This is a genomic window from Amycolatopsis sp. NPDC104819 (genome assembly GCF_055583145.1).
This window is the reverse complement of the sequence record NZ_JBVJON010000010.1, coordinates 354820-380069: the sequence shown is the minus strand read 5'-3', so window position 1 is coordinate 380069 and position 25250 is coordinate 354820. Positions and strand designations below refer to the sequence as shown.

At 73.5% G+C, this 25250-nt stretch carries 18 protein-coding genes; 14 read left to right on the top strand and 4 right to left on the bottom strand.

The features are described from left to right. Positions 1-373 precede the first annotated feature (373 nt). Positions 374-670: a hypothetical protein gene (locus ACZ63E_RS31720; RefSeq protein ID WP_465339816.1), complete on the top strand. Its 297-nt coding sequence runs from the start codon at positions 374-376 to the stop codon at positions 668-670. Positions 671-736: 66 nt separating this feature from the next. Here ACZ63E_RS31720 and ACZ63E_RS31715 read toward each other — a convergent pair whose 3' ends face one another. Further along, positions 737-1825 (bottom strand): mandelate racemase/muconate lactonizing enzyme family protein, encoded by a 1089-nt coding sequence (locus ACZ63E_RS31715; protein ID WP_465339815.1) that lies wholly within the window; start codon positions 1823-1825, stop codon positions 737-739. A 412-nt stretch (positions 1826-2237) separates the two neighbouring features. Between ACZ63E_RS31715 and ACZ63E_RS31710 the strand changes: the two genes are divergently transcribed. The 3 genes from ACZ63E_RS31710 to ACZ63E_RS31700 are packed head-to-tail and all read left to right on the top strand — an operon-like array spanning position 2238 to position 4504. Further along, on the top strand, positions 2238-3359 hold the full coding sequence (locus ACZ63E_RS31710; RefSeq protein WP_465305550.1) for a S1 family peptidase: 1122 nt from the start codon (positions 2238-2240) through the stop codon (positions 3357-3359). Positions 3360-3400: 41 nt separating this feature from the next. Continuing rightward, entirely contained in the window at positions 3401-3904 is a 504-nt protein-coding gene (gene tsaA, locus ACZ63E_RS31705; RefSeq protein WP_465339814.1) for a tRNA (N6-threonylcarbamoyladenosine(37)-N6)-methyltransferase TrmO, read from the top strand. Positions 3905-3955: 51 nt separating this feature from the next. Further along, the gene (locus tag ACZ63E_RS31700) at positions 3956-4504 is read left to right on the top strand and encodes a dihydrofolate reductase family protein (protein WP_465339813.1); all 549 of its coding nucleotides are present in this window, start codon (positions 3956-3958) and stop codon (positions 4502-4504) included. Here the strand turns inward: ACZ63E_RS31700 and ACZ63E_RS31695 are convergent. Beyond that, a complete protein-coding gene (locus ACZ63E_RS31695) occupies positions 4501-5091 on the bottom strand; it encodes a TetR/AcrR family transcriptional regulator (protein WP_465339812.1) in 591 nt (196 codons plus the stop codon). The two genes, ACZ63E_RS31700 and ACZ63E_RS31695, sit on opposite strands and share 4 nt — an antisense overlap. A gap of 4 nt (positions 5092-5095) precedes the next feature. Next, complete coding sequence (locus ACZ63E_RS31690; protein WP_465339811.1) at positions 5096-5965, bottom strand: alpha/beta fold hydrolase; 870 nt, start codon at positions 5963-5965, stop codon at positions 5096-5098. Between the two features lie 288 nt (positions 5966-6253). On the opposite strand from ACZ63E_RS31690, the gene ACZ63E_RS31685 reads away from it, so the two are divergent. Further along, positions 6254-6769 carry a VOC family protein gene (locus ACZ63E_RS31685; RefSeq protein ID WP_465339810.1) on the top strand — a complete coding sequence of 172 codons (516 nt, stop codon included), beginning with the start codon at positions 6254-6256 and terminating at the stop codon, positions 6767-6769. Here ACZ63E_RS31685 and ACZ63E_RS31680 read toward each other — a convergent pair. Next, a complete protein-coding gene (locus ACZ63E_RS31680; protein WP_465305538.1) occupies positions 6766-7191 on the bottom strand; it encodes a DoxX family protein in 426 nt (141 codons plus the stop codon). The two genes, ACZ63E_RS31685 and ACZ63E_RS31680, sit on opposite strands and share 4 nt — an antisense overlap. 440 nt (positions 7192-7631) lie before the next feature. Between ACZ63E_RS31680 and ACZ63E_RS31675 the strand changes: the two genes are divergently transcribed. The 9 genes from ACZ63E_RS31675 to ACZ63E_RS31635 all read left to right on the top strand — a co-directional run bounded on the left by ACZ63E_RS31675 (position 7632) and on the right by ACZ63E_RS31635 (position 25242). Further along, positions 7632-8417 carry an ATP-binding protein gene (locus ACZ63E_RS31675; RefSeq protein WP_465339809.1) on the top strand — a complete coding sequence of 262 codons (786 nt, stop codon included), beginning with the start codon at positions 7632-7634 and terminating at the stop codon, positions 8415-8417. A gap of 66 nt (positions 8418-8483) precedes the next feature. Continuing rightward, positions 8484-9170, top strand: a complete 687-nt coding sequence (locus ACZ63E_RS31670; RefSeq protein ID WP_465339808.1) for a TetR/AcrR family transcriptional regulator — start codon at positions 8484-8486, stop codon at positions 9168-9170. After that, on the top strand, positions 9170-10273 hold the full coding sequence (locus tag ACZ63E_RS31665) for an FAD-dependent oxidoreductase (protein ID WP_465339807.1): 1104 nt from the start codon (positions 9170-9172) through the stop codon (positions 10271-10273). The genes ACZ63E_RS31670 and ACZ63E_RS31665 overlap by 1 nt, the downstream gene beginning before the upstream one ends. Before the next feature lie 11 nt (positions 10274-10284). After that, positions 10285-10998, top strand: coding sequence for an alpha/beta fold hydrolase (locus tag ACZ63E_RS31660; RefSeq protein WP_465339805.1), 714 nt, complete (start codon positions 10285-10287; stop codon positions 10996-10998). 9 nt (positions 10999-11007) lie between these two features. Then, a complete protein-coding gene (locus ACZ63E_RS31655; RefSeq protein WP_465305527.1) occupies positions 11008-12273 on the top strand; it encodes a PucR family transcriptional regulator in 1266 nt (421 codons plus the stop codon). Positions 12274-12377: 104 nt separating this feature from the next. Beyond that, positions 12378-12608, top strand: coding sequence for a hypothetical protein (locus ACZ63E_RS31650; RefSeq protein WP_465305653.1), 231 nt, complete (start codon positions 12378-12380; stop codon positions 12606-12608). Between the two features lie 404 nt (positions 12609-13012). Beyond that, on the top strand, positions 13013-16450 hold the full coding sequence (locus ACZ63E_RS31645) for a beta-ketoacyl synthase N-terminal-like domain-containing protein (protein ID WP_465339804.1): 3438 nt from the start codon (positions 13013-13015) through the stop codon (positions 16448-16450). 66 nt (positions 16451-16516) lie between these two features. Continuing rightward, positions 16517-19969, top strand: coding sequence for an acyl carrier protein (locus ACZ63E_RS31640; RefSeq protein WP_465339803.1), 3453 nt, complete (start codon positions 16517-16519; stop codon positions 19967-19969). Then, the gene (locus ACZ63E_RS31635; protein WP_465339802.1) at positions 19966-25242 is read left to right on the top strand and encodes a type I polyketide synthase; all 5277 of its coding nucleotides are present in this window, start codon (positions 19966-19968) and stop codon (positions 25240-25242) included. Before ACZ63E_RS31640 ends, ACZ63E_RS31635 begins: the two co-directional genes overlap by 4 nt. The last annotated feature ends 8 nt before the right edge of the window (positions 25243-25250 follow it).

The window sequence follows — 25250 nt, the reverse complement described above, 5'->3', positions numbered from 1 at the left end:
CCCCCCCCCCCCCCCCCCCCCCCCCCCCCCCCCCCCCCCCCCCCCCCCCCCCCCCCCCCCCCCCCCCCCCCCCCCCCCCCCCCCCCCCCCGCCGCAGTCGCGGTCGAGGCGAGGTGCGACCGGAGTAGGCCGCCCCGCGCTGCCCCGTTACCGGGGTTTGCGTGAGCCTCCGGGGAACCGCTTCACCCTTCGCCATCCGTCCAGGGTCGCGGGCTAGCCCGGATGGAGCAGCGTGGTGACTTTCCGCTGCGTGGTTGTTCACTGGCCCGATGAATTGCCGGTAATTCTTCGGCGCTCCTATGCTCCTTTGTGTCGGGTTTCTCCGCGCTGAGGAGTGGTCATGCGAAGGAAATTGGCGGTTCTCGGGCTCGCTGTGTTTTCGCTGCTGGGACTTTCGGTCGTGCCCGCGGCGGCGGCCGGCGGCGATTTCGCGCCACCCGGCTGCTTTGGCGAGCGCTACGGGATCCTGTTCGGACAGGGCGTTTCGGTCAGTTGTTTCCCCGGTGAGGGGTACGGCTACCGGGTGATCGCGCAGTGCGCCAACGGCAACGCCTTCTGGTTCGTGGCCGGCGATTTCGTGCCCTACGGATTCGGTCCGGCGGTCGCGGAATGCACCGGCGCGCTGCTGGTCCCGGCCCGGGTGGTCACTTACCACGTCGACGAGATCTGATTTCCGCGGCACCGTCCGGCCACTCGGAAAGGGGTGGCCGGGCGCTGCCTGCGTCCGCGCAGGGGGTCAAACCGTGCGGCGGTCGTCCATCGCGTCGCGGTCCCAGTCGATTCCGAGCCCGGGTGTTTCCGGGGGCACCGCGTGCCCGTTTTCGACCGCCATTTCGGTCCGGGTGATGGCCCGCAGCTGTGGGATGTGCTCGACGTAGCGCCCGTTCGGGATCGCCGCGGCGAGGCTCACGTGCAGTTCCATCAGGAAGTGCGGGCAGACGTCGACGTTGGCCGCTTCGGCGAGGTGGGCGACCTTAAGCCACGGCGTGATGCCGCCGATCCGGGCGACGTCGGGCTGCACGATCGCCGCGGCCCCGCGGTGCAGGTAGTCGTGGAACTGCCCGATCGAGTACAGCGACTCACCCACGGCGATCGGGACCAGGGTCGACGCGGCGAGCCGGGCGTGCCCGGCCACGTCGTCGGCGGGAAGCGGCTCCTCCAGCCAGAACAGGTCGAGCGGGGCGAACGCGGCGGCCCGGCGGACGGCCTCGGCGGCCGTCATCGACTGGTTCGCGTCCACCATCAGGTCGAACCGCGGCCCGACGGCCTCCCGGACCGCGGTGAGCCGCTCGAGGTCCTCGCTCGCGTCGGGCTTGCCGATCTTCACCTTCACCCCGCCCCACCCGGTGGCCGCGGCGGCCTTCGCGCCCGCGACGAGCTCCTCGGTGCTCAGGTGCAGCCAGCCGCCTTCGGTGTCGTACAACGGAACCCGCGGCCGGAACCCGCCGGCGACGCGCCACAGCGGTTCGCCGGCGCGGCGGCACTTGAGGTCCCACAGCGCGGTGTCGACGGCGGCCAGCGCGAGTGAGGTGATCGCGCCGACGGTCGTCGCGCGGGTGGCGGCGAACAGGTCCCGCCAGATCGCCTCGACCAGCCGGGAGTCCCGGCCGACGAGCCGGGGGAGCAGGTGGTCGCGCAGCAGGGCGACGACGGAGCTGCCGCCGGTGCCGATCGTGTAGGAGTAGCCGAGCCCGCTGCCGCCGTCGGCCGTGGTCAGCTCCACGAACACGGTCTCCTGGGACACGAACGCCTGCACGGCGTCGGTCCGCGCCTGCTCGACCTCGACGTCGACGAGAAAGACCTCGGCCCGCGTGACGACAGCCACCGTTCCCCCTGCTCGCAGAATCCTATAGGAAATAGGATCTTGGCCCAGCGGGTCGGCGGCTGTCAACGCCCCGTGCTCGCGGGGGAGGGGACGGTCATGCACGTCTGCTGCCCCGCAGACTCCGGTTCGGGCCGTGGCCGACGACCGTGTGCTCTACTTGGTCCAGACCTTTTTACAACGTTGTAAGGAAGGATCGGCACCTCCGGCGCGCCCGAGCGGGACTCGGTCGTGGCTCTTCGCTGTGCGCGGAACCCGTTGTGGTGCAACGCATGCACGTCTTGAGTCCGCAATGGACAGTTGTTCGCCTCCGCGAATAGCGGACAGAAGACCGGACAAATCTGGACCATCCACCCGCCCCGCCGCACACTCGGCGAACGGTGTGTTTCTTTCCCCCGGCCTTGGAGGAGTTCCCATGCGTCGAAGAATCGCCCTCGCCCTCGGTGGCGCCGCCGTCCTCACGGTGTCGCTCGCCTCGGCGTCCCTCAGCCCCGCGGTCGCCTCGCCCGGGCTGATCGCCGCCATGCAGCGGGATTTCGGCCTGACCACCGCCCAGGCCGAAGCCCGGCTCGGCCAGGAGGCGACCGCCTCACGGGTGCTGCCGGCCGCCCAGCGCGCGGCCGGCGCGGCGTTCGGCGGCGCGTGGTTCGACCCCGCCCTCGGCAAGCTCGTGGTGGGCGTGACCGACCCGGCCGCGGCCGCCGCCGTCCGGCAGGCCGGCGCCGAACCCACCACCGCCCGGACCAGTGCGGCGAAGCTGGACGCGGCCAAGGCCGCCATCGACGCTTCCGCGAAGGCGTCACCCGCGCCCGCGGCCGTCAGCGGCTGGCGCGCCGACCCGCGCGCCGGCAGCGTCGTCGTGACGCTGCGCCCGGGCGCGCACGGCGCCGACGTCGACGCATTCCTCACGAAAGCCCGCGCGGCGGGCCCGGTCACCGTGGCGACCGCGCCGGCGGCCGAGCCGTTCTCGGCCGGCACCGTCGGTGGCGACCCGTACTACATCAACGGCAACACACGCTGCTCGATCGGGTTCTCCGTGCAGGGCGGGTTCGTCAGCGCCGGCCACTGCGGCGGCGCCGGCAGCTCGGTCGTCGGCTGGGACGGCTCGGCGATGGGCACCTTCGCCGGTTCTTCTTTCCCCGGCAACGACTACTCGTTCATCCGCATCGGCAACGGCTGGTGGACCGCCCCGGTCGTGCTCGGCTGGGGCACGGTCAGCGACGCGCTCGTGCGCGGCTCCTGGGTCGCGCCGGCCGGCACGTCGGTGTGCCGCTCGGGCTCCACGACGCACTGGCACTGCGGCGTCGTGGAAGGGCTGAACGAGACCGTCAACTACTCCCAGGGCGCGGTCTACCAGGTGACCCGGACCAACGTCTGCGCCGAACCCGGCGACTCCGGCGGCTCCTTCATCACCGGTGACCAGGCCCAGGGCGTGACCTCCGGTGGCTGGGGCAACTGCAGCTCCGGCGGCGAGACGTGGTTCCAGCCGGTGAACGAGATCCTGCAGACCTACGGCCTCTCGCTCGTCACGGCGTGACGGCCGCGCACGGCACCGGTCGGGGATCCTAAGCTGGGCCGATGATCCCGATCGGTGTCGTGCGCACCGCCCGCACGGACCTCGAGCACACCCCCGTCCAGGCGGGCGCCAACCGTGCCGAGGAAGGCACGGTCGAGCTCGACGAGCGGTTCGCCGAAGGCCTGGCCGGCCTGGCCGGGTTCGACTACGCCTGGCTGGTCAGCCTGCTGGACCGGCCCGACCGCCCGGCCGGCGCGCTGACCCAGGTCCCGTTCCTGCTCCGCCGCGAAGGCCGCCGGATGGGCATCTTCGCCACCCGCGGCCCGCGGCGGCCGAACCCGATCGGGCTCAGCCTGGTCCGGATCCTCGACGTCCGCGGCGCCACGATCCGGTTCGCCGGGGTCGACCTGCTCGACGGCACCCCGATCCTCGACGTCAAGCCGTACGTCACGCGGTTCGACCGGCCGCCCGGCGAGCCCGCGTGCGGCTGGTTCGACACGGTCGACGTCGCCGACGGCACCACTCCCGCGCAGCTGAGCGATGAATCCGGGAGCCGACCCGAGTAGGTACCGGTGAGGCCGCGCCAGGAGGGCGCGCCACGACCACCGGGAGTTGTCATGAGCGTGACCGTCGTCGAGTTCGTTACCGTGGACGGCGTTGTGGAGGACCCCGACGGCTTCGGCGGCACGGCCACCGGCGGCTGGGCGTTCCGGCACGGCCGCGAGGCCGTCGCCGGGGACAAGTTCCGGCTGGGCCCGCTGCTCGAAACCGGGACGCTGCTGCTCGGCCGGACCACGTGGGAGCTGTTCTCGAAGCTCTGGCCGGAGCGCACGGACGAGTTCTCGCAGCGGATGAACTCGATCCCGAAGCTGGTGGCCTCCCGCACGCTGACCGACGTCGGCGCCTGGCAGAACTCCTCACTGCTGCAAGGAGAACTCGTCGACGAGGTGACGCGCGGGGAGCGCGACCTGATCGTCATCGGGTCGGTCGGGATCGCGCAGCTGCTGGCCCGCCGCGGCCTGGTCGACGAGTACCGCCTGCTCGTCTTCCCGAGCGTGGCAGGGTCGGGACGGCGGCTGTTCGACGGCTCGGCGTCCGCCGACCTGCGGCTGGTGTCGAGCACCCAGGTGGGCCCGGCAGTGCTCAGCACGTACCGGACGCGCTAGGCCCGCAGCAGGCTCGCGAACCAGCCGGCCAGCACCTGCTGGACCTCGGCGCGCGTGCGTGCGGGGTCGTCGGCCGACGCGATCATCCTGGCCGCCTCCATCACCGCGCTGAGCACGAGCTGGGCCAGGGTCCGGACGGGCGTCTCGACGATCAGCCCGTCCGCCTTGGCCTGCTCCAGGACACCGGTGATGAGGCCGAGGCCGTACTCCGCCTCGATTTCGCGCCACACGTCCCAGCCCAGCACGGCGGGCGCGTCGGTCAGCGAGATGCGCTGGACCTCGTCACGCAGGCAGGCGTCGAGGAACACACCCAGGCCGAGGGTCATCCCGGTCAGCGGGTCCGGTCCTTGGGCGAACGCGACCTCGACCTCTTCGGTCAGCTCGCGTTCCAGCTCCTCGACGACGGCGCGGAACAAGCCCTGCTTGTCGGCGTAGTGGTGGTACAGCGCGCCGCGGGTGACCCCGGCCTTGCGGGTGATCTCGTCGGCCGGGACGGCCTGGTAACCGCGGGCGGCGAACAGCTCGCGCGCGGCGGCGACCAGGGCGGCCTTGGTGCCGGAGGAACGGTCCTGCTGGGTACGTCGCACCCGCCTAATCTGCCATGACACCCGCGAACTCGACGACGTGGCGGGCCAGCACGGTGGGCTGGTCCTCGGACAGGAACGTGTAGGCGTCGGCGACTTCGACGAGCTTCGCGTCCGGCAGCAGCGCGGCGAGCCGGTGGGCCAGCCGGATCGGGAACAGCTTGTCCTCGGCCGCCCAGGCCAGCAGCACCGGCCGGTCGAACGTGCGCAGGGCTTCGGCGGCGGCAAGGGTGTGGCGCGGGTGCACGTCCCGCAGGAGCTTGCGCAGGTCGCGGCGCACGCCGGCCGACTTCCGCAACGGGGACAGATAAGCCTGCGCGACGGCGTCGGGCAGCGGCCGCTTCACCACCCAGCCGAACAGCAGCGGCAGCGGGTGGAGCGCGCGGATCCGCAGCAGCTGGCCGAGGACCGCCATCGAGCCGGGGATCCGGGCGATCGGCGGCAGCGCTTTGAAGATCGGCGGGAAGAAGTACTCGAAGCAGTCGGACGGCGTGAGCACGACCCGCCCGACCCGCTCCGGCCGGCGGCTGAGCAGCACCTGCGTCAGCGCGCCGCCGGTGTCGTTCGCGACGAGCGTGACGTCACGCAGGTCGAGCGCGTCGAGGAAGTCCGCGATCAGGTCGGCGTTGCCGGGCACGGAGAGGTCGGCGTCCGCGCGCATCGGGAGGTCGTGCGCCCCGAGCGGCAGGTCGGGCGCCAGGCACCGGAACCCGGCCGCGGCGACGTCGGGCACGACCTTCCGCCACAGCTCGGCGTTCGTCAGCACGCCGTGGACGAACACGACCGGGGCGCCGGCGCCCCGCTCGAAGTACCGCACCTCGCCGGCGGGCAGCCGGACGCGGTGTTCCGGACCGAGGGATTCGCTGCGTGGCGTCATGCCCGTCAGGTTACATACATGCCGTATGTATGTAAATGAGTGCGATGGCACCCCGGACTTGGCTTCGGGGAAAGGTCGGATCCGGGGGCCACCGCCCGCGGGACGGCTGACACGACGTCCTGCGGCTTCCCCACCCTACGAACCGGCGGGCCGCCGGACCAGGCCTCGATGCGGTGTCGAAGGTTTGTCGCCCGGACGGTCGGCGGACCCACTGAGAGTGGGTTGACCGGCTCGGGTCCCGCGCCTAGCCTGGAAGTTGAAACTTCAATCGATTGGGCACTGGAGCCGATGTCGATCTTCCGCCTGAACCACGCCGTGCTGTACGTCCGGAACCTGGCCGAGAGTGTCGCGTTCTACCGCGACCTGCTGGGCTTCGACTACATCGACGGTGGTGACGCGCACCGCGGCGCGGCCTTCCTGCGCGCGCCCGGCTCGACCAACGACCACGACCTCGGCCTCTTCGAACTCGGCTCGGAGGCCGCGGACTCGGGCGCCGGGCGGACGTCGGTGGGGCTCTACCACCTCGCGTGGGAGGTCGACACCCTCGGCGACCTCGAGCGGATCGCCGGCCGGCTCGAAGCGGCCGGCGCGCTCGTCGGCTCGTCCGACCACGGCACCACGAAGTCGTTGTACGCCAAGGATCCCAGCGGGCTCGAGTTCGAGGTCGTCTGGATCATCCCCCGCGAGCTGCTGACCGAGGAGGACCGCGCCAAGGGCGGCGGCATCGGCCGGCTCGACCTCGCGGGGGAGCTGGCGAAGTACGGGCCCGACGCGCGCAGTGGCGTCGGGATCTCCCGTCCTTAAGCGGTGACGCGGGTTCCTGTCCGCTGCGAACTCCGTTGCAGGGCGGGAAGATTGCTGAGCGCGAAGCGGCCGGGGCCGACAAACGCGACGACCAGCAGGGCCCAGCAGAAGAGGGTCGCCGCTTCGCCGCCGTTCTGGATCGGCAGCAGCCCGTCCGGCAGGTGGGCGGTGAAGTAGGCAAAGGCCATCGAGCCGGAGCCGAGCACGGCGGCGTACCGGGTGCCGAGGCCGACGCAGACCAGGGCGCCGCAGACGAGCTGGATGACCGCGGCCCACCAGCCGGGCCACACGCCGACCGCGGCGGCCGCCTTCGCGCCGAACAGGCCGAAGAGCGTTTTCAAGCCGTGGCAGGCGAACAGGAAGCCGATGACGATGCGGTAGAGCCCGATGACGTGTTCACGGGCGGGGTCCAGGCGGTGCATGGTGCCTCCGGTGACGGGGGGCGGGCGGCGTCGAACCGGCCGGGGGAGTCCGGCCGGCCACTGCGGATCGGGTCGTTTCAGATATACCGCCCGCCCGGCGTCACCACACCCCTTCGAAAGTCGTTTCGGGAAATTCCCCAGTAATTGCCCGAGGTGAAGCAAGTGTTCCGCCGATGCCCGCCCAGTGGGAACTCTCCATTGCGGGGCAACGAGAAACCGCCGGACGGGTGATCCTGGAAATTGTGGTCCAGACCAGTTAGGGAACTGGTCCGGGTTTCGGCGATGTTTCCGATTCTTTTCGCCCGGGTGCGCGACCGGTAAGCGTTCGGCGGTATCGGCCGCCCGTGGACCGGGAACGGGTGTGCCACCGGCCTGTACGCCCGCGTCCCGGACGGCTAGCGTGGGCCGCGTGCAACAACGGCGCCACCCAGCCGGTCTTCGTGGCTGACGGCATCGAGCTTCGGCTGCGGACCCGGGCCTCGAGCGCGCTGGTGACGATCACCGGGAAGCTCGACCTCACCGGGTACCCCTTCCTGCGCGACGGTCTCCTGAAGATCGGCGCCGACGCCCCGCCCGGGCTCGTCGCCGACATCGACGGGCTGGAGCTGGGCGGCCGTCCGCCCGCCGTGTTCCCGTTCGTCGCCCGGCGGCTCGAGGAGTGGCCGGGCATCCCCATGGTGCTGGTCACCCGGCAGGCCGGGCACCTGCGCGCGTTCGCCAACTACGGCGTGGGCCGGTTCGTGCCTGTGCACGCGGACGTCGAAGCCGCCGAAGCGGCGCTGCCGGACCGGATCCGCCGGCGGGCCGAGCGGACGCTGGCCCGCGGCGAACCCGGCATCGCGCAGGCCCGGGCCTTCGTGTGCGACCAGGCTCGCGAATGGGGCGTGCCCGCCGTCGAATACGACGGGACGCTCATCGCGGCCGAGCTCGCCGACAACGCGTCCCGGCACACGTCGTCCGAACCGCGGCTGCGGCTCGAGCTCCGCCAGGACCTGCTGATCATCGCCGTCAGTGACGACGACCGCGCCCGGCCGTCCTGGTCGAGCGGCTGGACATCCTGGAGCCCGGGCTGGGGCTGCGGATCGTCGCCCAGACCGCCCGGGCGTGGGGGAGCAGCACCCGCTGGACGGGCGGCAAGGTCGTCTGGGCGGTCCTGGCCCTGCCGGAACGCCGCCGGCCGCACTCGATCGGACCCTGAGCCACCAGAGAAGGAACCCGGCCTGTGACCTGACTCATACGAACATGTTCGTTCCGAACGTGCTCGTGACGAACATGCTCGTTACAGTGGAGACATGGCTCCGGAAAGCACCTACAACCGCCGGGAGCGCCCGGCGAAACCGGCGTTGACACGCGAAGGCATCGTGACGACCGCCGTCGCCCTGATGCGGGCCGAAGGCGTCGAGCGCGTGACCATGCGCCGGCTCGCCAAGGAGCTCGACACCGGGGCCGCGTCGCTCTACGTCTACGTCAAGGACACCGAAGAACTGCACGCCGCGGTGCTCGACGAGCTGCTCGCCGAGGTCGACCTCGGCGGCGCGGGGGACTGGCGCGAACGGCTGTGGGCCGTGCTGGACTCCTACCGGTCGGTGCTGTTCGCGCATCCGAGCCTGGCCCGCGTCGCACTCGTCACCCGGCTCAGCGGGCCGCACTACCTGACCCTCGTCGAAGCGGTGCTCGCCCTGCTCGACGAAGGCGGCATGGCGCCGGGGCAGGCCGCCTGGGCGGTCGACGTCCTGCTGCTGACGGCCACCGCGACCGCCGCCGAGAACGGCGGCCGCCGGGAGAAGCCGGGCGCCGACCGCGAGCACGAGGACATGGTCGGCTCGCTGACCACCGCGTCCCCGGCGACCCATCCGCACATCGCCGCGCTGGCCGCCGACCTGGTGTCCGGCCCCGGCCCCGCCCGCTCGCGGTGGGCGTTCGACGCGCTGCTCAACGGCGCCTTCGCCACGCCGCGTCCCGAACCCGAGGAGTCCTGATGTCTTCCGTCACCATCGTCGGCGGCGGCCTGGGTGGTCTCACCCTCGCCCGCGTCCTGCACACCCGCGGGATCACGGCGACCGTCTACGAGCTCGACGCGTCCCCGACCGCCCGCGACCAGGGTGGCACGCTCGACCTGCACGAAGAGTTCGGCCTGCGCGCGCTGGCCGAAGCCGGCCTGACCGAAGAGTTCCGCGCGGTCGCCCGGGAAGAGGGCGAGGCGCTGCGGATCCTCGACCGGCACGGTGTCGTCCGGTTCGAGGAGACCGCCGAAGAGAGCGGGGGCACCCGGCCGGAGGTGGACCGCGGGGAGCTCAAACGGATCCTCGTCGAGTCGCTGCCACCCGGCGTCGTCCGCTGGGGCACCAAGGTGACCGCGGTGGCGCCCGGCTCGATCACCCTGGACACCGGCGAAGTCGTCGAGTCCGGCCTGGTCGTCGGCGCGGACGGCGCGTGGTCGAAGGTCCGGCCGCTGCTGTCCGACGCGGCGCCGGTCTACTCCGGGCTCTCCTTCGTCGAGGCTCATCTGTCCGATGTGGACACCCGGCACCCGGCCGCGGCGGCGCTCGTCGGCTCGGGCTCGATGTTCGCGCTGGCCGGCGGGAAGGGCCTGATCGCCCAGCGCAACGGCGGCGGCCGGATCCGCGTGTACGCCGCCGTGAAGACCGAGGACCCCGCCGCGGTGACCGGCCTGGCCGACCGCGCCCGGCTGCTCGAGCTCTTCGCCGACTTCGAGGCCGGACTGCGGGCGCTCATCGTGGACAGTGACGACGGCCTGGTCCCGCGCCCGATCCACGCCCTGCCGGTCGGCCACCGCTGGGACCGGGTGCCGGGCGTGACGCTGCTCGGCGACGCCGCGCACGTGATGTCGCCGTTCGCCGGCGAAGGCGCGAACCTCGCGATGCTCGACGCCACCGAGCTGGCCCTCGCGCTGGCCGGGCACGACAACGTCGAAAGCGCTCTCTCGGCCTACGAAAACGCGCTGTTCCCGCGGGCGGAAGAAGCGGCCCGCGACTCGGCGGACAACCTCGAAGCCTGCTTCCGGCCGGACGCGCCCGCCGCGATGGTCGACCAGATGCTGGCCCACGCCACCCACCACTGAAAGGCACCACGATGACTCGCACCTTGTCTCCCCACCCCGGACTGGACATCTCCCTCGTCGACACCGGAAGCGGCACCCGGACCGTGCTGGCGCTGCACGGCGGCGCCGGCCCGCGGGGCGTCGAACCGATCGTCGAGCACTTCGCACCGGACACCCGCGTGCTCGCCCCGACCCACCCGGGCTGGGCGGGCACCCCGCGTCCGGACTGGTTCACCGGGGTCGACGACCTCGCCGTCACCTACCTCGACCTCCTCGACGACGAAGACCTCTCCGACGTCGTCGTGGTCGGCAGCTCCTTCGGCGGCTGGGTCGCGTCCGAAATGGCCGTTCGCGACCGCGGGCGGCGCCTCGGCGCGCTGGTCGTGCTCGACGGCATCGGCCCGGAGATCGAGGAGCAGCCGGTGCGGATGCCGGCGCCGCCGCCCGGCGCGCCCGGCCCGTCGGCCGACGACATGGCCGCGCTGCGGGCCTACGCCGGCCCCGCGGTCGCCGACCCGAAGCTGCGGCGGCGGCTGGCCCGGGTCCGGATTCCGGCGCTGCTGGTCTGGGGCGCGGACGACGTCGTCGTCCCGCCGGCGTTCGGCAAGGAGTACGCGGCCGCGTTCCCCGCCGCGCGGTTCGAGGTCGTCGAGGGCGCCGGGCACATGCCCCACCTGCAGGCTCCGGCCGAAACGTTCGGCTTGATCGACGAGTTTCTCGGCCGCGGTGAATCGATCACCCCTTAGGGTGGCTCCATGGTGGACGAAGAACTCGTCTCGGAGCGGATCCGGCAGATCGCCGCCACACTGGCGGACCGGGCGGCCGAGCTGACCGGTGAGCTGGTGCAGCTCTACGCGAACGACCTGCCGCAGCTGGTCAACGACGACGAGCGCATGGTGAGCCTGCTGTCGGCGAGCGTCTACCAGAACATCGAGACCGCGCTGCAGATCTTCCGGCACGGCATCGACCCCGCGACCGTCGAGCCGCCGGCCGCCGCCATGGAGTACGCGCGGCGGCTGGCCCAGCGCGGCACGCCGGTGTTCGACCTGATCCGCGCGTACGACCTCGGGCAGGCCGCGATGCTCGACTTCGGGTTCCAGGAGTGCACCCGGCTGGTCGACGACGCGGCCCTGCTCGGGGCCATGATGCGCCGGCTGCTGAAGGTCGCCTACGAGTTCATCACGCGGGTGGTGCGCCAGCTCGTGAGCGTCTACCAGGACGAACGCGACCGGTGGCTGCTCAACCGGAGCGCCGCGCGGGCGGCGAAGGTGCAGGACCTGCTCGGGGACGGCGGCGGGCCGGTCGACGTCGACGCGGCGGAGGCGCTGATCGGCTACCGCCTGCGCGGCACGCACGTGGGGATGATCGTCTGGCACGCGGCGGAGGGCCACGCCGGTGACGCGCTGTCGGTGCTGGAGTCGGTGGCGGGCGCGGTGCTCGACCGCGTCCAGGGGCAGGGCCGGCCGCTGTTCGTGCCCCGCGACGAAGCCGGCGCGTGGGTGTGGCTCCCGCTCGCCGCGGGCGCGTCGGTCCGCCGTGAACACCTCGACGCGGCGCTCGAGCAGGCCGAACCCGGGGTGCGCGTGACCGTCGGTGACCCCGGCACCGGTGTCGACGGCTTCCGCGACACCCACCAGCAGGCCCGCCGGGTGCACGCGCTGGCACTCGCGGCCGGCGAGCACTGCGACCGCGTGCTGACCTTCCGGGACGTCGGCACGGTGGCCCTGATGACGAGCGACCTGAACGCGGCCCGGCTGTGGGTCGCGAGCACCCTCGGGCCGCTGGGCGCCGACGACGAGAACTGCGCCCGGCTGCGCGAGACCCTGCGCGTCTTCCTGGCGACCGGCGGCAGCTACACCGCGGCCGCGGCCGAGCTGACGATGCACAAGAACTCCGTGCAGTACCGCGTCCGCAAGGCGCAGGAGCTGCTGCCGCGCGGGCTTGCGGAGGGCCGCCTGGACGTCGAGCTGGCGCTGAACCTGTGCCGCCGGCTGGGCGCGGCGGTGCTGGCCGCGGCCTGACGTTTGGTATCCCGGACCACCCCGGCCCAAGATCGTTGGGTCGGGAGCACGAAGCCGGGCTCGGCCGTTCGGCCTATCTTTCGGCTATGGGTGAAAACGGTGGAATGCTCGCGCTGGTGCGGCTACGCCGAGGCGTCGTCGGCGAGAGCAGACGAGTCTGTCACCTGATCCCCGTCCCGTCGGGCCCGGTGCCGGAGCACCTGACGGCCCTGTGCGGCGAGGCGATCCACCCGGGCGAGGCCGAGGTCCTGGACGGGGTGCGCGGGATGCCGTGTCACGCGTGCCTGCTGGAGAGCTCGCCGTCGGGACCGGGCCTGTTGGCCAACGCCGGTTAGCGCGGACCCCAAGCCTTCCACGCCGGATGGCGCGGATTCGGCGCGCGCTGAATCGATTTTGCGAATGGTCCCGCCGAAACAAAACGCTGATCCGTGGTCGGTGAATATCCGACCGAGTCATCTCGAGTGCCCGTTACGTGGGGTAGTCACCCGAATGTCCACAGTGGCCGTCCGAGGGGGACAGCGGGCGTTGGGAGTGTGGATCACGTGGGAAACTGCTACCTCCGGCCCGGGATCGATGGGCCATTCGGTGCAACTCTGCGGATTACGTATCCCACTTCGGCTTCGTGACCCTTAACCTGGCGTGATTCTTCGTCATGAATCGCACTGGGGAGTGAGATGAAGCCGACTTCACCGCCGTGGTTTCCGCGCGCCCATTCGCCTTCGGGAGCCGACGCCGAGCGATGACGCGAGCCGGCTGCATCAGACGTTTTGCAGGAATCGTCCGGCATTCGCCCGAGCGGATCGCGGTGCTCGAGCACGACTCGGCGGTGAGCTACACCCGGCTGGCCGGACTGGCCGGCGGGCACGCCGCCCGGCTACTCGACGCCGGGGTCCGGCCGGGGGAGTTCGTCGGCCTGCTCACCGGGCACGGCACCGCCACGATCGCCGCGATCCTGGGGACCCTGTCCGCCGGGTGCGCCTACGTCCCGCTGGACCCGACGTTCCCGCGGGACCGGCTCGCCCACCAGGTCACGGCGGCGCGCGTGTCGGCCGTGCTCGCCGATCCCGAGCACGCCGACCTCGCGGAAGCCTTGTGCCGCAACGGGTCCGCGCGGGTCGTCCGGTCCGGATCGGACACCGCGCCGCTGCCGGTGCCCGACCCGGACCCCGACGCGCCGGCCTACGTGCTGTTCACCTCCGGGTCCACCGGCCCGCCCAAGGCGGTCGCCCAGACCCACCGCAATCTGCTGCACGTCGTGGACAACCAGATCACGACCCTCGCCGTCACCGCCGCCGACCGGCTCAGCCTGCTGGCCTCCTTCGGCTTCGACGCGGCGATCCCCGACCTGTACCCGGCGCTGCTGACCGGCGCCACCGTCGTGCCGGTCGACGTCCGCGCGCACGGCGTGGCCCACGCGGCGCGTGAGCTCGCGCGGCACGAGGTCACCGTCTACCACTCGACCCCGACGGTCTACCGCCACCTCCTGGACGCCTTCGACGGTGACCTGCCCTCGGTGCGGACCGTCCTCCTGGGTGGTGAGCAGGCCACCTACGCCGACGTCCGCCGCGGCCGGTTCGCGGCCGATTGTGTGTACGTCAACGGTTACGGCGCGACCGAGGTGACCTTCGCCGCGCAGCACCGGCTGACCGCGGCCGACGTCGGCCCGGACGCGACCGGCCCGCTGCCGATCGGCGCCGCCCTGCCCGGGTACACCCTGACCGTGCTCGACGGCGGTGAGCTCGAGGTCAGCGGCCGGTACCTGGTCGACGGCTACTTCGGCCAGCCGAGCCCGGCCTTCGGGACCACGGCCGACGGCGTCCGCAGCTACCGCACCGGAGACCTCGGGCAGGTGCGGCCGGACGGCACGCTCGTCTGCCTCGGCCGGCTGGACCGCCAGGTGAAGGTGCGCGGGTTCCGGGTCGAGCTGACCGAGATCGAGGCCCGGCTGGGTGAGCTGCCCGGTGTGGCCGAAGCGCGGGCGATCGTCCGCGACGGCGAACTGCTCGCCTACGTCGTCCCCGGGCCGGACGGTCGCCCGGACGGGCGAGCGTTGCGCACCACGCTGGCCGAAGCCCTGCCGGCCCACGCGGTGCCGAACGCCGTGACCACCGTCCCGGCGTTCCCGCTCACCGTCACCGGGAAGCTCGACGAGGAAGCGCTTCCGGATCCGCGCCCGCCCGCGCCGGTCCCGGCCGAGCCGATGACACCGGCCGAGCGCCGGGTGCACACGATCTGGTGCGCGGTGCTGGGGCACGACCGCATCGGCACCGACGACGCGTTCTTCGACGTCGGCGGGCATTCCCTGCTGCTGGGCCGGGTCCAGCAGCGGCTGGCGGCGGAGTTCGATGTGGACGTCCCGCTGCTCGGCCTGCTGGAACACCCGACGATCGCGGCACAGGCCGGCTACCTGGAACAGTCCACTTCGGACGCGCAGCGAGCCGTCGCCGGGACCGGCGACGAGGACGAGCCGGGCAGCGACCTGATCGCCGTGGTCGGGCTGGCCTGCCGCTTTCCCGGCGCGCCGGACGCGGCCGCGTTCTGGTGGAACCTCTGCGCCGGCGTCGACTCGATCCACGACTACACCGACGACGAGCTCGCCGCGCTCGGCATCGGTCCCGGCCTGCGTGCGGATCCCGCGCACGTCCGCGCCGGCGGCCGCCTCGACGGCATCGAAGACTTCGACGCGGTCTTTTTCGGCTTCACCGAAGAAGAAGCCGCCCGGACCGACCCGCAGCACCGCCTGTTCCTCGAGACGGCTTGGCGGGCGCTGGAGGACGCGGGCCGCGACCCGGCGCGGGAACACGGACCGGTCGGGGTGTTCACCTCCGCCGGGGTGAACCGGTACTTCCTCTTCCACCTGTTCGGCAACCCGGCCGTGACCGGCGACGTCGACCCCGACGACTGGGAGGGCCGGCTCCTCGGCCGGCAGCTCACCGACCACCTGCCCGGCCAGGTCGCCTACCGGCTCGGGCTGACCGGGCCCGCGGTGGCCGTCCAAAGTGCCTGCTCCAGCTCGCTCGCCGCGGTCGGGCTCGCCGCGCAGAGCCTCGCCGAATACCGGTGCGACCTCGCACTCGCGGGCGGCGTCAGCATCACGTGGCCGCGGTACCGCGCGGGCGGGCTGGCGTCGCCGGACGGCCGGTGCCGCTCGTTCGACGTCGCGGCCGACGGCGCCGGGTTCGGCTCCGGCGCCGGGGTCGTCGTGCTGCGGCGGCTGTCCGACGCGCTCGCCGACCGGGACCACATCCACGCCGTGCTGCCCGGCTGGGCGATGACCAACGACGGCGCCGAGCGCGCCGGGTACGCCGTGCCGGGGCCGGCGGGCCAGGCGGCCGCCGTCGCCGAGGCGCTGGCCGTCGCCGAGGTCGACCCGGCCGACGTCCGGCTGATCGAGGCGCACGGCAGCGGCACCCCGCTGGGGGACGCCATCGAGGTCGCCGCGCTGAACCGGGTGTACCGGGATGTCCCGCCCGGCACGTGCGCGCTCGGTTCGGTCAAGACGAACATCGGGCACCTCGACGCGGCCGCCGGGGTGGCGGGCCTGCTCAAGACCGTGCTTTCCGTGCGCCACGGCGTGATCCCGCCCAGCCTGCACTTCACCGCGCCGCACCCGGAGGCCGACCTGGCCGGCGGGCCCTGTTACGTGCCGGTCAAGGCGATCGACTGGCCGGACGCGCCGCGCCGGGTCGCCGGGGTCAGCGCGTTCGGCCTGGGCGGCACGAACGTCCATGTGGTCGTCGAGGAGGCGCCGGCCGCCGGGCCGCGGGTCACCGCCGACGGCCCGTACGTTCTGCCGGTGTCCGCGCGGGACGGCGAAGCCTTGCGCGAGACGCTTTCCGCGCTGCGGGAGCGGCTCGCCGCCGACCCGCCCGAACTCGCCGACGTCGCCTACACGCTCGCGGTCGGCCGGCGGGAGTTCGCCTGCCGCGCCGCCGTGGTCGCGACGACCGCGACGGAAGCGGTCGTCGCGCTCGACACCCTCCTGACGGGCGACGACAACCTGGCCGGACCGCCCGGCGCGGCCCGGGAGCTCGCCGCCCGCTGGCTCGGCGGCGACACCGTCGACTGGGCCGCCCGCCACGACGGCGCGGAGCCGGGCCGGGTGCCGCTGCCCGGGCACCCGTTCCACCGCGGCAGGTTCTGGATCGACCCGCCGGTCCCGGGTGACCACCCGTGATCCGCACGCTTCACCGCCCGGCCGCCACCGCTGTCCCGGGCCGCACACCGAACTGGGGAGTTCACCGTGACCGACACGCTGCCCTTCGCGGGCATCCACGGCCCGTCACTGTCCTGTCCGGACACCACGGTCGCCGGCCTGGTCCTGGCGCAGGCCGCGCGGACGCCGGACGCGCTCGCCGTCCGGCAGGGCGAAAGCCGGCTCACCTACGCTGAGCTCGTCGCCGCGGCCTGGGGGGTGGCGGCGGCCCTGCGCGAGCGTGGCGCCGGCCCGGAGACCCGGGTCGGGGTGTGCGCGCACCGGCGGCCCGCGCTGGTGCCCACCGTGCTCGGGGTGCTGCTGGCCGGCGGCTGTTACGTCCCGCTCGACCCGGGCGGGCCGCGGGCGCGGCTGACCACGATCACCGCCGACGCCGGGGTCTCGCTCGTGATCGGGGACGCCGCCGTCGCCGAATTCGGTGCGGTGGCAGGGATCGAGGCGCTCGACGTCCCGCCGCCCGCGGCGCCCGGCAGCTGCCCGGCCGGCCAGGAGAACACCGCGCACGTGCTCTACACGTCCGGTTCGACCGGCCGGCCGAAGGGCGTGCTGACCAGCCACCGCAACGTCGTCGCGTTCGTCACCGGGTTTGCGGACCGGCTCGGGGTCGGCCCGGGCACGCGGGTGCTCGGCATTTCTTCGCTCGGGTTCGACGCCTTCACGATGGACGTCTTCGTGCCGCTGGCCGTCGGCGGGTCCGTGCAGCTGGCCGGTTCGGCCGACCGGGCCGACCCGGAACGGCTGCGCCGTTTCGTCGTCGAGCACGATGTCGACTGGGGGTTCATCACACCGACGTTGCTGTCGCTGCTGGACCCGGCGGACGTGCCCGGCTGGCGGGTCGTGGCCTGCGGCGGTGAGCCGGTGCCCGCCGAGCTGGCCGCCCGCTGGCTGCCCGGCCGCCGGTTCTTCACCGTCTACGGCCCGACCGAGACGACGGTCGTGGTGGTCACCGACGAGGTGACCGGGCTGCCGGCCGACCCGCTGCCGCTCGGCACCCCGACGCCGAACCACCGCGTGCACGTTGTCGACGACCACCTGCGGCCGGTGCCGCCGGGTGAGATCGGCGAGCTGCTCATCGGCGGCCCCGGCGTGGCCGCCGGCTACCTCGGCAGCCCGGAGCTGACCGCGCGGAAGTTCGTCGACGACCCGCACGAGCCGGGGGAGCGGGCCTACCGCACCGGCGACCTGGCCCGGCTGCGGCCGGACGGCCGGCTCGAGTTCGCCGGGCGGGCCGACCGGCAGGTCAAGGTGCGCGGGCAGCGGATCGAGCTGGGCGAGGTCGAAGCGGCGCTCGCCACGCACCCGGGGGTCGACGCCGTCGCGGTCGAAGCCGTGCCCGGCCCCGGCGGCACCCGGCTGGTGGCGTTCCTCGCCCCGGCGTCGGCACCGTCCGATGAGGACATCCGCGCGCACGCCGGGGACCGGCTCACCGAGGCGATGCGCCCGGCGGTGATCCGGCGGTTCGCCACGCTGCCGGTCAACACCGTCACCGGCAAGGTCGACCGGCCCGCGCTGCGCGCCCTCGCGGACACCCCGGTCGAGGTCGCGCCCGCGCCCGCGTCTCCCGTGGCCCGGGTGTGGCGGGAGGTGCTCGGCGCGGCCGCCGGACCCGACTTCCTCCTGGCCGGCGGCGACTCGATCGCCGCGATGCGCCTGGTCGCGGCCCTGCGTTCGGAGCTGGCCGCCGACGTCTCCGTCGAGGACGTCTTCGCCGGGCGGACCCTCGGCGGGCTCGAACGGCGGGTGGCCGCGGCCGCCCCGCTCACCGGAGCGGGCCTGATCACCGGGCACGCGCCCGCGCTGTCCCCGCCGCAGCGTCGGCTGTGGTTCCTCGACCAGCTCGCCCCCGATGCCGCGCCGTACAACATCACCATGGCGTTCCGGCTGTCCGGCCCGCTGGACGTCGGCGCGCTGCGGGCCGCATTGCGGGCGGTCGCCGAACGGCACGACGTGCTGCGCTGGCGGATCCACCCGGTCGACGGTGTCCCGCGGGCCGACTGCCTGCCGGTCGACGACGTTCCCGTGCCGATGACCAGCCTCACCGAGCCGTTCCTCGCCGACCGGCTGGCCGTCGACGCGGCGACACCGCTTCACCTCGACCGCGAGCCGCCGTGGCGGGTCCGGCTCTACCAGCTCGGCCCGGACGCCCACGTCCTCGGCTTCACGTTGCACCACGCCGTGTTCGACGGCTGGTCGCAGGAGCTGCTCTGCGCCGATCTCGCGGCCGCCTACCGCGGCGAGGAACTGCCGCCACTCCCGGCGTCCTATGCGGACTACGCGGCGTGGCGCGCGGACCGGGACGGCCGCCGGGAAGCCGTGGACCTCGCCTGGTGGACCGAGCACCTGGCCGGTGCGCCGTCCACGGTGGACCTTCCGCGGGACCGGCCGCGTCCCGCCGTGCAGACCTACCGTGGCGCGAGTGTGCACCAGGCGTTCCCGGACGGAGCCGCCGACGCCGTCCGGGACCTCGCCGCGCGCACCGGGACCACCCGGGCCGGGGTGCTGCTGGCGGCGTTCGGGCAGCTGCTGCACCGGCTCACCGGCGGGGCCGACCACCTGGTCGCCACCGTCGTCGCCGACCGGCAGCTGCCCGAGACCCAGCACCTCGCCGGGTTCTTCGTGGACATCCTGCCGGTGCGGTTGCGGGCGGACGACAACGCGGACTTCGCCACGCACGCCCGGCGCGGCGGGGCCGAGCTGCTGGCCGCGACCGCGCACCCGGCGGCGTCGCTCGACCGGCTGGTGGCGGCACTGGGCGTCGGTCGCGACCCCGCGCAAGCCCCGCTGGTGCAGGTGATGGTGAACATCCTGAACTTCACCGAGCCGCGCCTGGACCTGCCCGGGGTGCGGGCCGGCTGGCTGCCCGTCGAGAAGCCGGGCTCGCCGTTCGACCTGACCGTCTACGTCCTCGGCGACGGCGTCGAGCTGCTCTACAACCCCGACCTGTTCGACGCCGCCCGGATGACCGCGCTCGCCGCGGACTACGCGGACCTGCTCGCCGGGCTGGCCGCCACGCCGGACCGGCCGGTCGGGACCTGCCTGCCCGCGACCCCGCGGCCCTCGGTGCGCACCGCCGCGCCGGACGCGATGACCCGCGCGCGGCCGGCGCCCGCTCCGGAGGTCACCGACGTCGCCGTGCTCGCCGCCGCCGAGGCGGTGATCGCGCAGGCCTGGCGAGAGGTGCTCGGCGTCGAACGTGTGGGTGTCACCGACAACTTCTTCGACGTCGGCGGCCATTCGCTCGCCCTGATGAAGGTGCACGCGCTGCTCACCGACCGGCTCGGCCGCCGCATCCCGGTCGTCGAGCTGTTCAGCCACCCCACCGTCCGCGCCCTGGCGGCCTACCTGCACGCCCGGCCCGGAACCAGCCCCGAACTGGCCCGCGCCGCCGAGCGTGTCGCCGCCCGCCGGGGACGCACGCCGTCCAGAAGACCCCGCCGCAGTGCCGGCACGACCGGCCAGGAACAGGAGCCAGCCCAGTGACCCACGACCCCGAACCCGGCGCCGAGCCGATCGCCATCGTCGGGATGGCCGCCCGTGTGCCGGGCGCCGGTGACCTCCGGCAGTTCTGGCGCAACCTCGTCGACGGTGTCGAGTCCATCAGGCCGGCCGGCCGCGAGGAGCTGCTGGCCCGCGGCGCCGACCCGGCCACTTTGGACGATCCGAGCTGGGTCAACGCGACCACGGTGGTCGACGGCTTCGACGAGTTCGACGCCGAGCTGTTCGGCATGACCAGCCGCGAGGCCGAGATCACCGATCCGCAGCACCGCGTGTTCCTCGAAGCCTGCCACTCGGCGCTGACCGACGGCGGGTACGACCCGGCGCGCTACCGCGGCGCGATCGGGGTCTACGGCGGCACCGGGCGGACCGGCTACCTGATCGAGAACCTGCTGCGCAACAAGCGTGTGATGGCGTCGCAGCACGGCGGCATCGGGATGTCGACCGGCAACCAGCCGAGCTACCTGACGACGTCGGTGTCCTACAAGCTGAACCTGCGCGGCCCGAGCCTGGCGCTGCACACGGCGTGCTCGACGTCGCTGGTCGCGGTGCACCTGGCGTGCGAAGCCGTGCGCAACGGAGAGTGCGACATGGCGCTGGCCGGCGGCGTGAACCTGGAGATGCCGCACGGCATCGGGTACATGGGCGTCGAGGGCTTCACCTCGCCGGACGGGCACGTGCGCGCGTTCGACGCCGGCGCCAACGGCACGGTGTGGAGCAGCGGCGTCGGCGTGGTGCTGGTCAAGCGGCTGGCGCAGGCGCTCGAGGACGGCGACCACATCCGGGGCGTGGTGCTGGGCAACGCGATCAACAACGACGGCGCCACGAAGGTCGGCTTCTCGGCGCCGAGCGTCGCCGGGCAGACCGAGGCGATCGCGCAGGCGGTCGGCATGGCCGGGGTCGACCCGCGCACCATCGGCTACGTCGAGGCGCACGGCACCGGGACCGCGCTGGGCGACCCGATCGAGGTCACCGCACTGTCCACTGTGTACGGCCACGGCGTGCCGGACACCGGCTGGTGCGCCCTCGGCTCGGTGAAGTCGAACATCGGCCACCTGTCCCAGGCCGCCGGCGTCGTCGCGCTGATCAAGACCGTGCTGATGATGGAACACGGGCTCATCCCGCCGACCATCAACTACGCCGAGCCCAACCCGGGCATCGACTTCCCCCGCAGCCCGTTCTACCCCGCGCGGACCGTGACGAAGTGGGAGGCGGCCCAGAATCCGCGGCGGGCCGGCGTCAGCTCGTTCGGGGTCGGCGGGACCAACGCGCACGTCGTGCTGGAGGAGGCCCCGGCGCCGCAGCGCACCCGCCGCCCGCACCCGGCGCACCTGCTGCGTGTCTCCGCCAAGACCGGGGAAGCGTTGTCCGCCGCGGTCGAGCGGCTCGCCGACCGGCTGGCCGGGGACGTCGACCTCGACCTGGCCGACGTCGCGCACACCCTCGCGGCCGGCCGCACCGAGTACCCGCACCGCGCGGCCGTGGTCGTCCGGGACCCGGAAGACGCGGTCGACGGCCTGCGCGATGCACGCCGTCTGGGCACGGCGCAAGCCGACGAGCTCAAGGTGGCGTTCCTGTTCTCCGGGCAGGGTTCGCAGTACGCGGGGATGGGCGCCGAGCTGTACCGCTCCGAGCCGGTGTTCACCGCGGCCGTCGACGAGTGCTGCGAGCTCGCCGGGGTGCCGGGCCTGAGGGAGCTGATCTTCGACCGCGGCGGGGACGCCGCGCTGCGAGAGACGCGGTTCACCCAGCCCGCACTTTTTGTCCTCGAGTACGCGCTGGCGAAGCTGTGGCAGAGCTGGGGGGTGCGGCCGGGCGCGATGATCGGGCACTCCGTCGGGGAGTACGTCGCCGCGACCGTGGCCGGGGTGTTCGGCCTGGCCGACGCGCTGCGGCTGGTCGTCCGGCGCGGTGAGCTGATGCAGGCGATGCCCGCCGGGGCGATGCTCGCGGTCCAGCTCGACGAAGAGGCCGTCACGAAGCGGCTGCCCGAGGGGCTCGCGATCGCCGGGGTCAACGGCCCGGGCACCTGCGTGGTCGCCGGGTCGCCGGACGCCGTGGCGGACTTCGCCGCGCTGCTCAAGGCGAGTGACGTCCAGTGCCGCGAGCTGGTGACGTCGCACGCGTTCCACTCGCCGATGATGGACCCGATCCTGGCCGAGTTCACCGAAGCCGTCGCCGCGGTGCCGCGGTCGGCGCCCACCCTGCCGTTCCTGTCGAACCTGACCGGCGACTGGATCACCGACGCCCAGGCCACCGACCCGGGGTACTGGGCCGCGCACCTGCGGCAGGCGGTCCGGTTCGGCGACTGCGTGCGGACGCTGTTCGCCGGCGGCGAGCGGTGGGCGCTCGTCGAGTGCGGCCCGGGCCACCAGCTGGCCGGGCTGGCCCGCGGCCAGGTGCCGAAGGGCCTGCCCGCGCCGCAGCCGAGCCTGCCGGGGCGCACCGAGCGGGAGGGTGACGTCGAAACGCTGTACGCGGCGGCCGGTCTCTTGTGGACACATGGTGTCGCGGTGGACTCCCTGGCGCCCGGCTCGCGGGTGCCGCTGCCGGGGTATCCCTACGCGCGCAAGCGGTTCTGGGTCGACCCCGACCCGGCGGACGCGGTGGTCGAGCCGGTGCGGCCGAGCGGGCCCTCGCCCCTTGACGAGTGGTTCGCCGTGCCGTCGTGGCGCCAGGCCGGTCCGGAGCTGCGGCGCGAGCCGTTCGGGTCGTGCCTCGCGTTTGTCGACGACGAGGTGCTGCCCGGCCTGCTGCGGGACGCCGGGGTTGTGGTCACCGAGGTCCGGCCGGGCGCGGAGTTCACCGTCACCGGAACCGGCTTCACCGTCCGGCCCGGGGTCCGTGAAGACTACGACGCCCTGGTCACCGCGCTCGGCGTCCGGCCGGAGCGGATCGTGCACGCGTGGACGCTCGGCGGCGCCGAGACCGGCATGGCCGCCCAGGACCGCGGGTTCTTCAGCGTCCTCACCCTGGTCCAGGCCTGGGGTGAGCCGGTGCGGATCGACCTCCTGAGCAGCGGGACCGCCGACGTCACCGGCACCGGCCTGACCCGGCCCGAGCACACGACGCTCGCGGGCATCGCGCGGGTGCTGCCGCTGGAGGTCCCCGGCACGGTGGTGCGGCGGATCGACACGAGCGCCGTGTCCGCCGAGGTCGTCACCGAGCTGTTCGCCCCGGCGGACGCCCCGGCCGAGGTGGCGCTGAGCGCCGGCCGCCGCTGGGTCCTCGAGCACACGCAGCTCACCGTCCCCGAAGTGGCGACGCCGGTGCTGCGGGACGGCGGCCGGTACCTCATCACCGGCGGGACCGGCGGCATCGGCGTCACCCTGGCCGAGGACTTCGCCCTGCGCGTCCGGGCGAAGCTGATCCTGCTGACCCGCGGTGGTCTCCCGCCGCGGGAGGAGTGGGACGCCCACCTGGCGACGTCCGGCGGCGCCGACCGGGCCGGGCGCGCGATGCTCGCGATCCGGCGGATGGAGGCCGCCGGCGCGGTGGTGCACGTGCTCGCCGCCGACGTCACCGACCCGGCACGGCTGCGGGAGGTCCGCGAGCTGGCCGAGCGCGAGTTCGGCGGGCTCGACGGCATCGTGCACGCGGCCGGGCTGCCCGGCGGCGGGGTCGCGGAGGTCAAGGAGCGGGCGGCCGCCGAGGCGGTGCTCGCCCCGAAGATCGCGGGCACCCTGGCGCTGGCCGAGGTGTTCGCCGACCGGCCGATGGACTTCCTCGCGTTGTGCTCCTCGGTCACCGCGGTGTCCGGCGACTTCGGGCAGGTCGACTACTGCGCGGCCAACAACTTCCTCGACGCCTACGCCCGCGGTGACCACGGCTGGCGGGCCCGGGTCGTCGCGCACGACTGGGGCGGCTGGGACGAGGTCGGCATGGCCGCGGAAGTCGCCGCGCCGACGGCGATCCGCTCCAGCCGCACCCGGGCGGACGGCCCGGTCACCCACCCGGTGCTGACCACCCGCACGGGCGACAGCTGCCACGGGCTGGTGTCGGCGGCCGGGCACTGGCTGCTCGACGAGCACCGGATCGCCGGGGTCCCGGTCGTGCCGGGCACGGGACACCTGGAGACCGTGCGTGCCGCGGTCGAGGCGACGCTGCCGAAACCGGCCGACGACCACGTCGTCGAACTGCGTGACGTCGCTTTCCTGGAGCCGTTCTCGGTGCCCGAGGGCACGGTCGCGGAGTACCGGGTGAACTTCGACGGCGACGGCTTCGCGGTGACCAGCCGCGCGGCCGGGGTGACCAAGGTGCACGTCCGCGGCTCCGCGGGCTGGGTTCCGGCCGCGCCGATGTCCACTGTGGACCTCGACGCGGTGCGCGCCCGGACGAGCGTGCTCGACGACGGCAACGCCTTCGGCACCGGCCGGACCAGCATGGTCACCTTCGGCCCTCGCTGGGCCGCACTGCGCACCCACCACGTCGGCGCGCACGAAGAACTGGCATCCCTCGTCGCGCGGGTCTTCGACACCGGCTGGGGGCTGCACCCGGCGTTGCTCGACGTCGCGACGGCGTTCGGCCGCGGCCGGGGGAGCGGCACCTACCTGCCGATGAGCTACGGCCGGGTGGTGGTGCACCACGCGCTCCCGGCGAGCTTCCACAGCCACCTGCGCTACCGCGACGGCGGCGGTGACCAGGTGATCGCCGCGGACCTGACCCTGTGCGGCGACGACGGCCGGGTGCTGGTCGAGATCGAGGACTTCGTGCTGCGCCAGGTGGACGAAGTCGCGGTCGGCGGCGGGCTCACGGCGCCCGCGGCGAAGTCCACTGTGGACTCGGCCGGGATCCGTCCGGTTGACGGCGCCGAAGCGTTCTTGCGGGCGCTGACGCCCGGGCTCGGCGGCCAGGTCGTGATCAGCACCCGCCCGGTGCGGGAGCTGTTCGCCCGCCGGGTGACCGCGGAGTCGCTGGAAGAGACCGACGTCGCCGAGCCGGTCGTGCCGCTGTCCGAAGACGACTACGTCGCCCCGCGCACGGACCTCGAAGCGGAGATCGCCCGGCAGTGGGCGGAAGTCCTCGGCGTCGAACGCATCGGCATCCACGACGACTTCTTCGCCCTCGGCGGCAACTCGCTCGTCGCCATCCAGCTGATCGCGCAGGTCCGCAAGACCACCGGCGCCCGGCTGGCGATGAAGACGCTGTTCGAATCCTCCACGGTGGCCGCCCTGGTCGAGCGGATCGAGGAGCTGCGCGCCGGCGCGGCACCCGCCGCCGAACCGGCCCCGGCCGCCATCCCCAAGCTCGAGCGCTGAAGCAGGAG

Bases quoted from the DNA above. Each gene is read 5' to 3' on its own strand.
- ACZ63E_RS31655 (WP_465305527.1), top strand. From the start codon at position 11,008: ATGGTGGACGAAGAACTCGTCTCGGAGCGGATCCGGCAGATCGCCGCC.
- ACZ63E_RS31660 (WP_465339805.1), top strand. From the start codon at position 10,285: ATGACTCGCACCTTGTCTCCCCACCCCGGACTGGACATCTCCCTCGTC.
- ACZ63E_RS31680 (WP_465305538.1), bottom strand. From the start codon at position 7,191: ATGCACCGCCTGGACCCCGCCCGTGAACACGTCATCGGGCTCTACCGC.
- tsaA (WP_465339814.1), top strand. From the start codon at position 3,401: ATGATCCCGATCGGTGTCGTGCGCACCGCCCGCACGGACCTCGAGCAC.
- ACZ63E_RS31665 (WP_465339807.1), top strand. From the start codon at position 9,170: ATGTCTTCCGTCACCATCGTCGGCGGCGGCCTGGGTGGTCTCACCCTC.
- ACZ63E_RS31650 (WP_465305653.1), top strand. From the start codon at position 12,378: ATGCTCGCGCTGGTGCGGCTACGCCGAGGCGTCGTCGGCGAGAGCAGA.
- ACZ63E_RS31670 (WP_465339808.1), top strand. From the start codon at position 8,484: ATGGCTCCGGAAAGCACCTACAACCGCCGGGAGCGCCCGGCGAAACCG.
- ACZ63E_RS31710 (WP_465305550.1), top strand. From the start codon at position 2,238: ATGCGTCGAAGAATCGCCCTCGCCCTCGGTGGCGCCGCCGTCCTCACG.
- ACZ63E_RS31645 (WP_465339804.1), top strand. From the start codon at position 13,013: ATGACGCGAGCCGGCTGCATCAGACGTTTTGCAGGAATCGTCCGGCAT.
- ACZ63E_RS31690 (WP_465339811.1), bottom strand. From the start codon at position 5,965: ATGACGCCACGCAGCGAATCCCTCGGTCCGGAACACCGCGTCCGGCTG.
- ACZ63E_RS31685 (WP_465339810.1), top strand. From the start codon at position 6,254: ATGTCGATCTTCCGCCTGAACCACGCCGTGCTGTACGTCCGGAACCTG.
- ACZ63E_RS31700 (WP_465339813.1), top strand. From the start codon at position 3,956: ATGAGCGTGACCGTCGTCGAGTTCGTTACCGTGGACGGCGTTGTGGAG.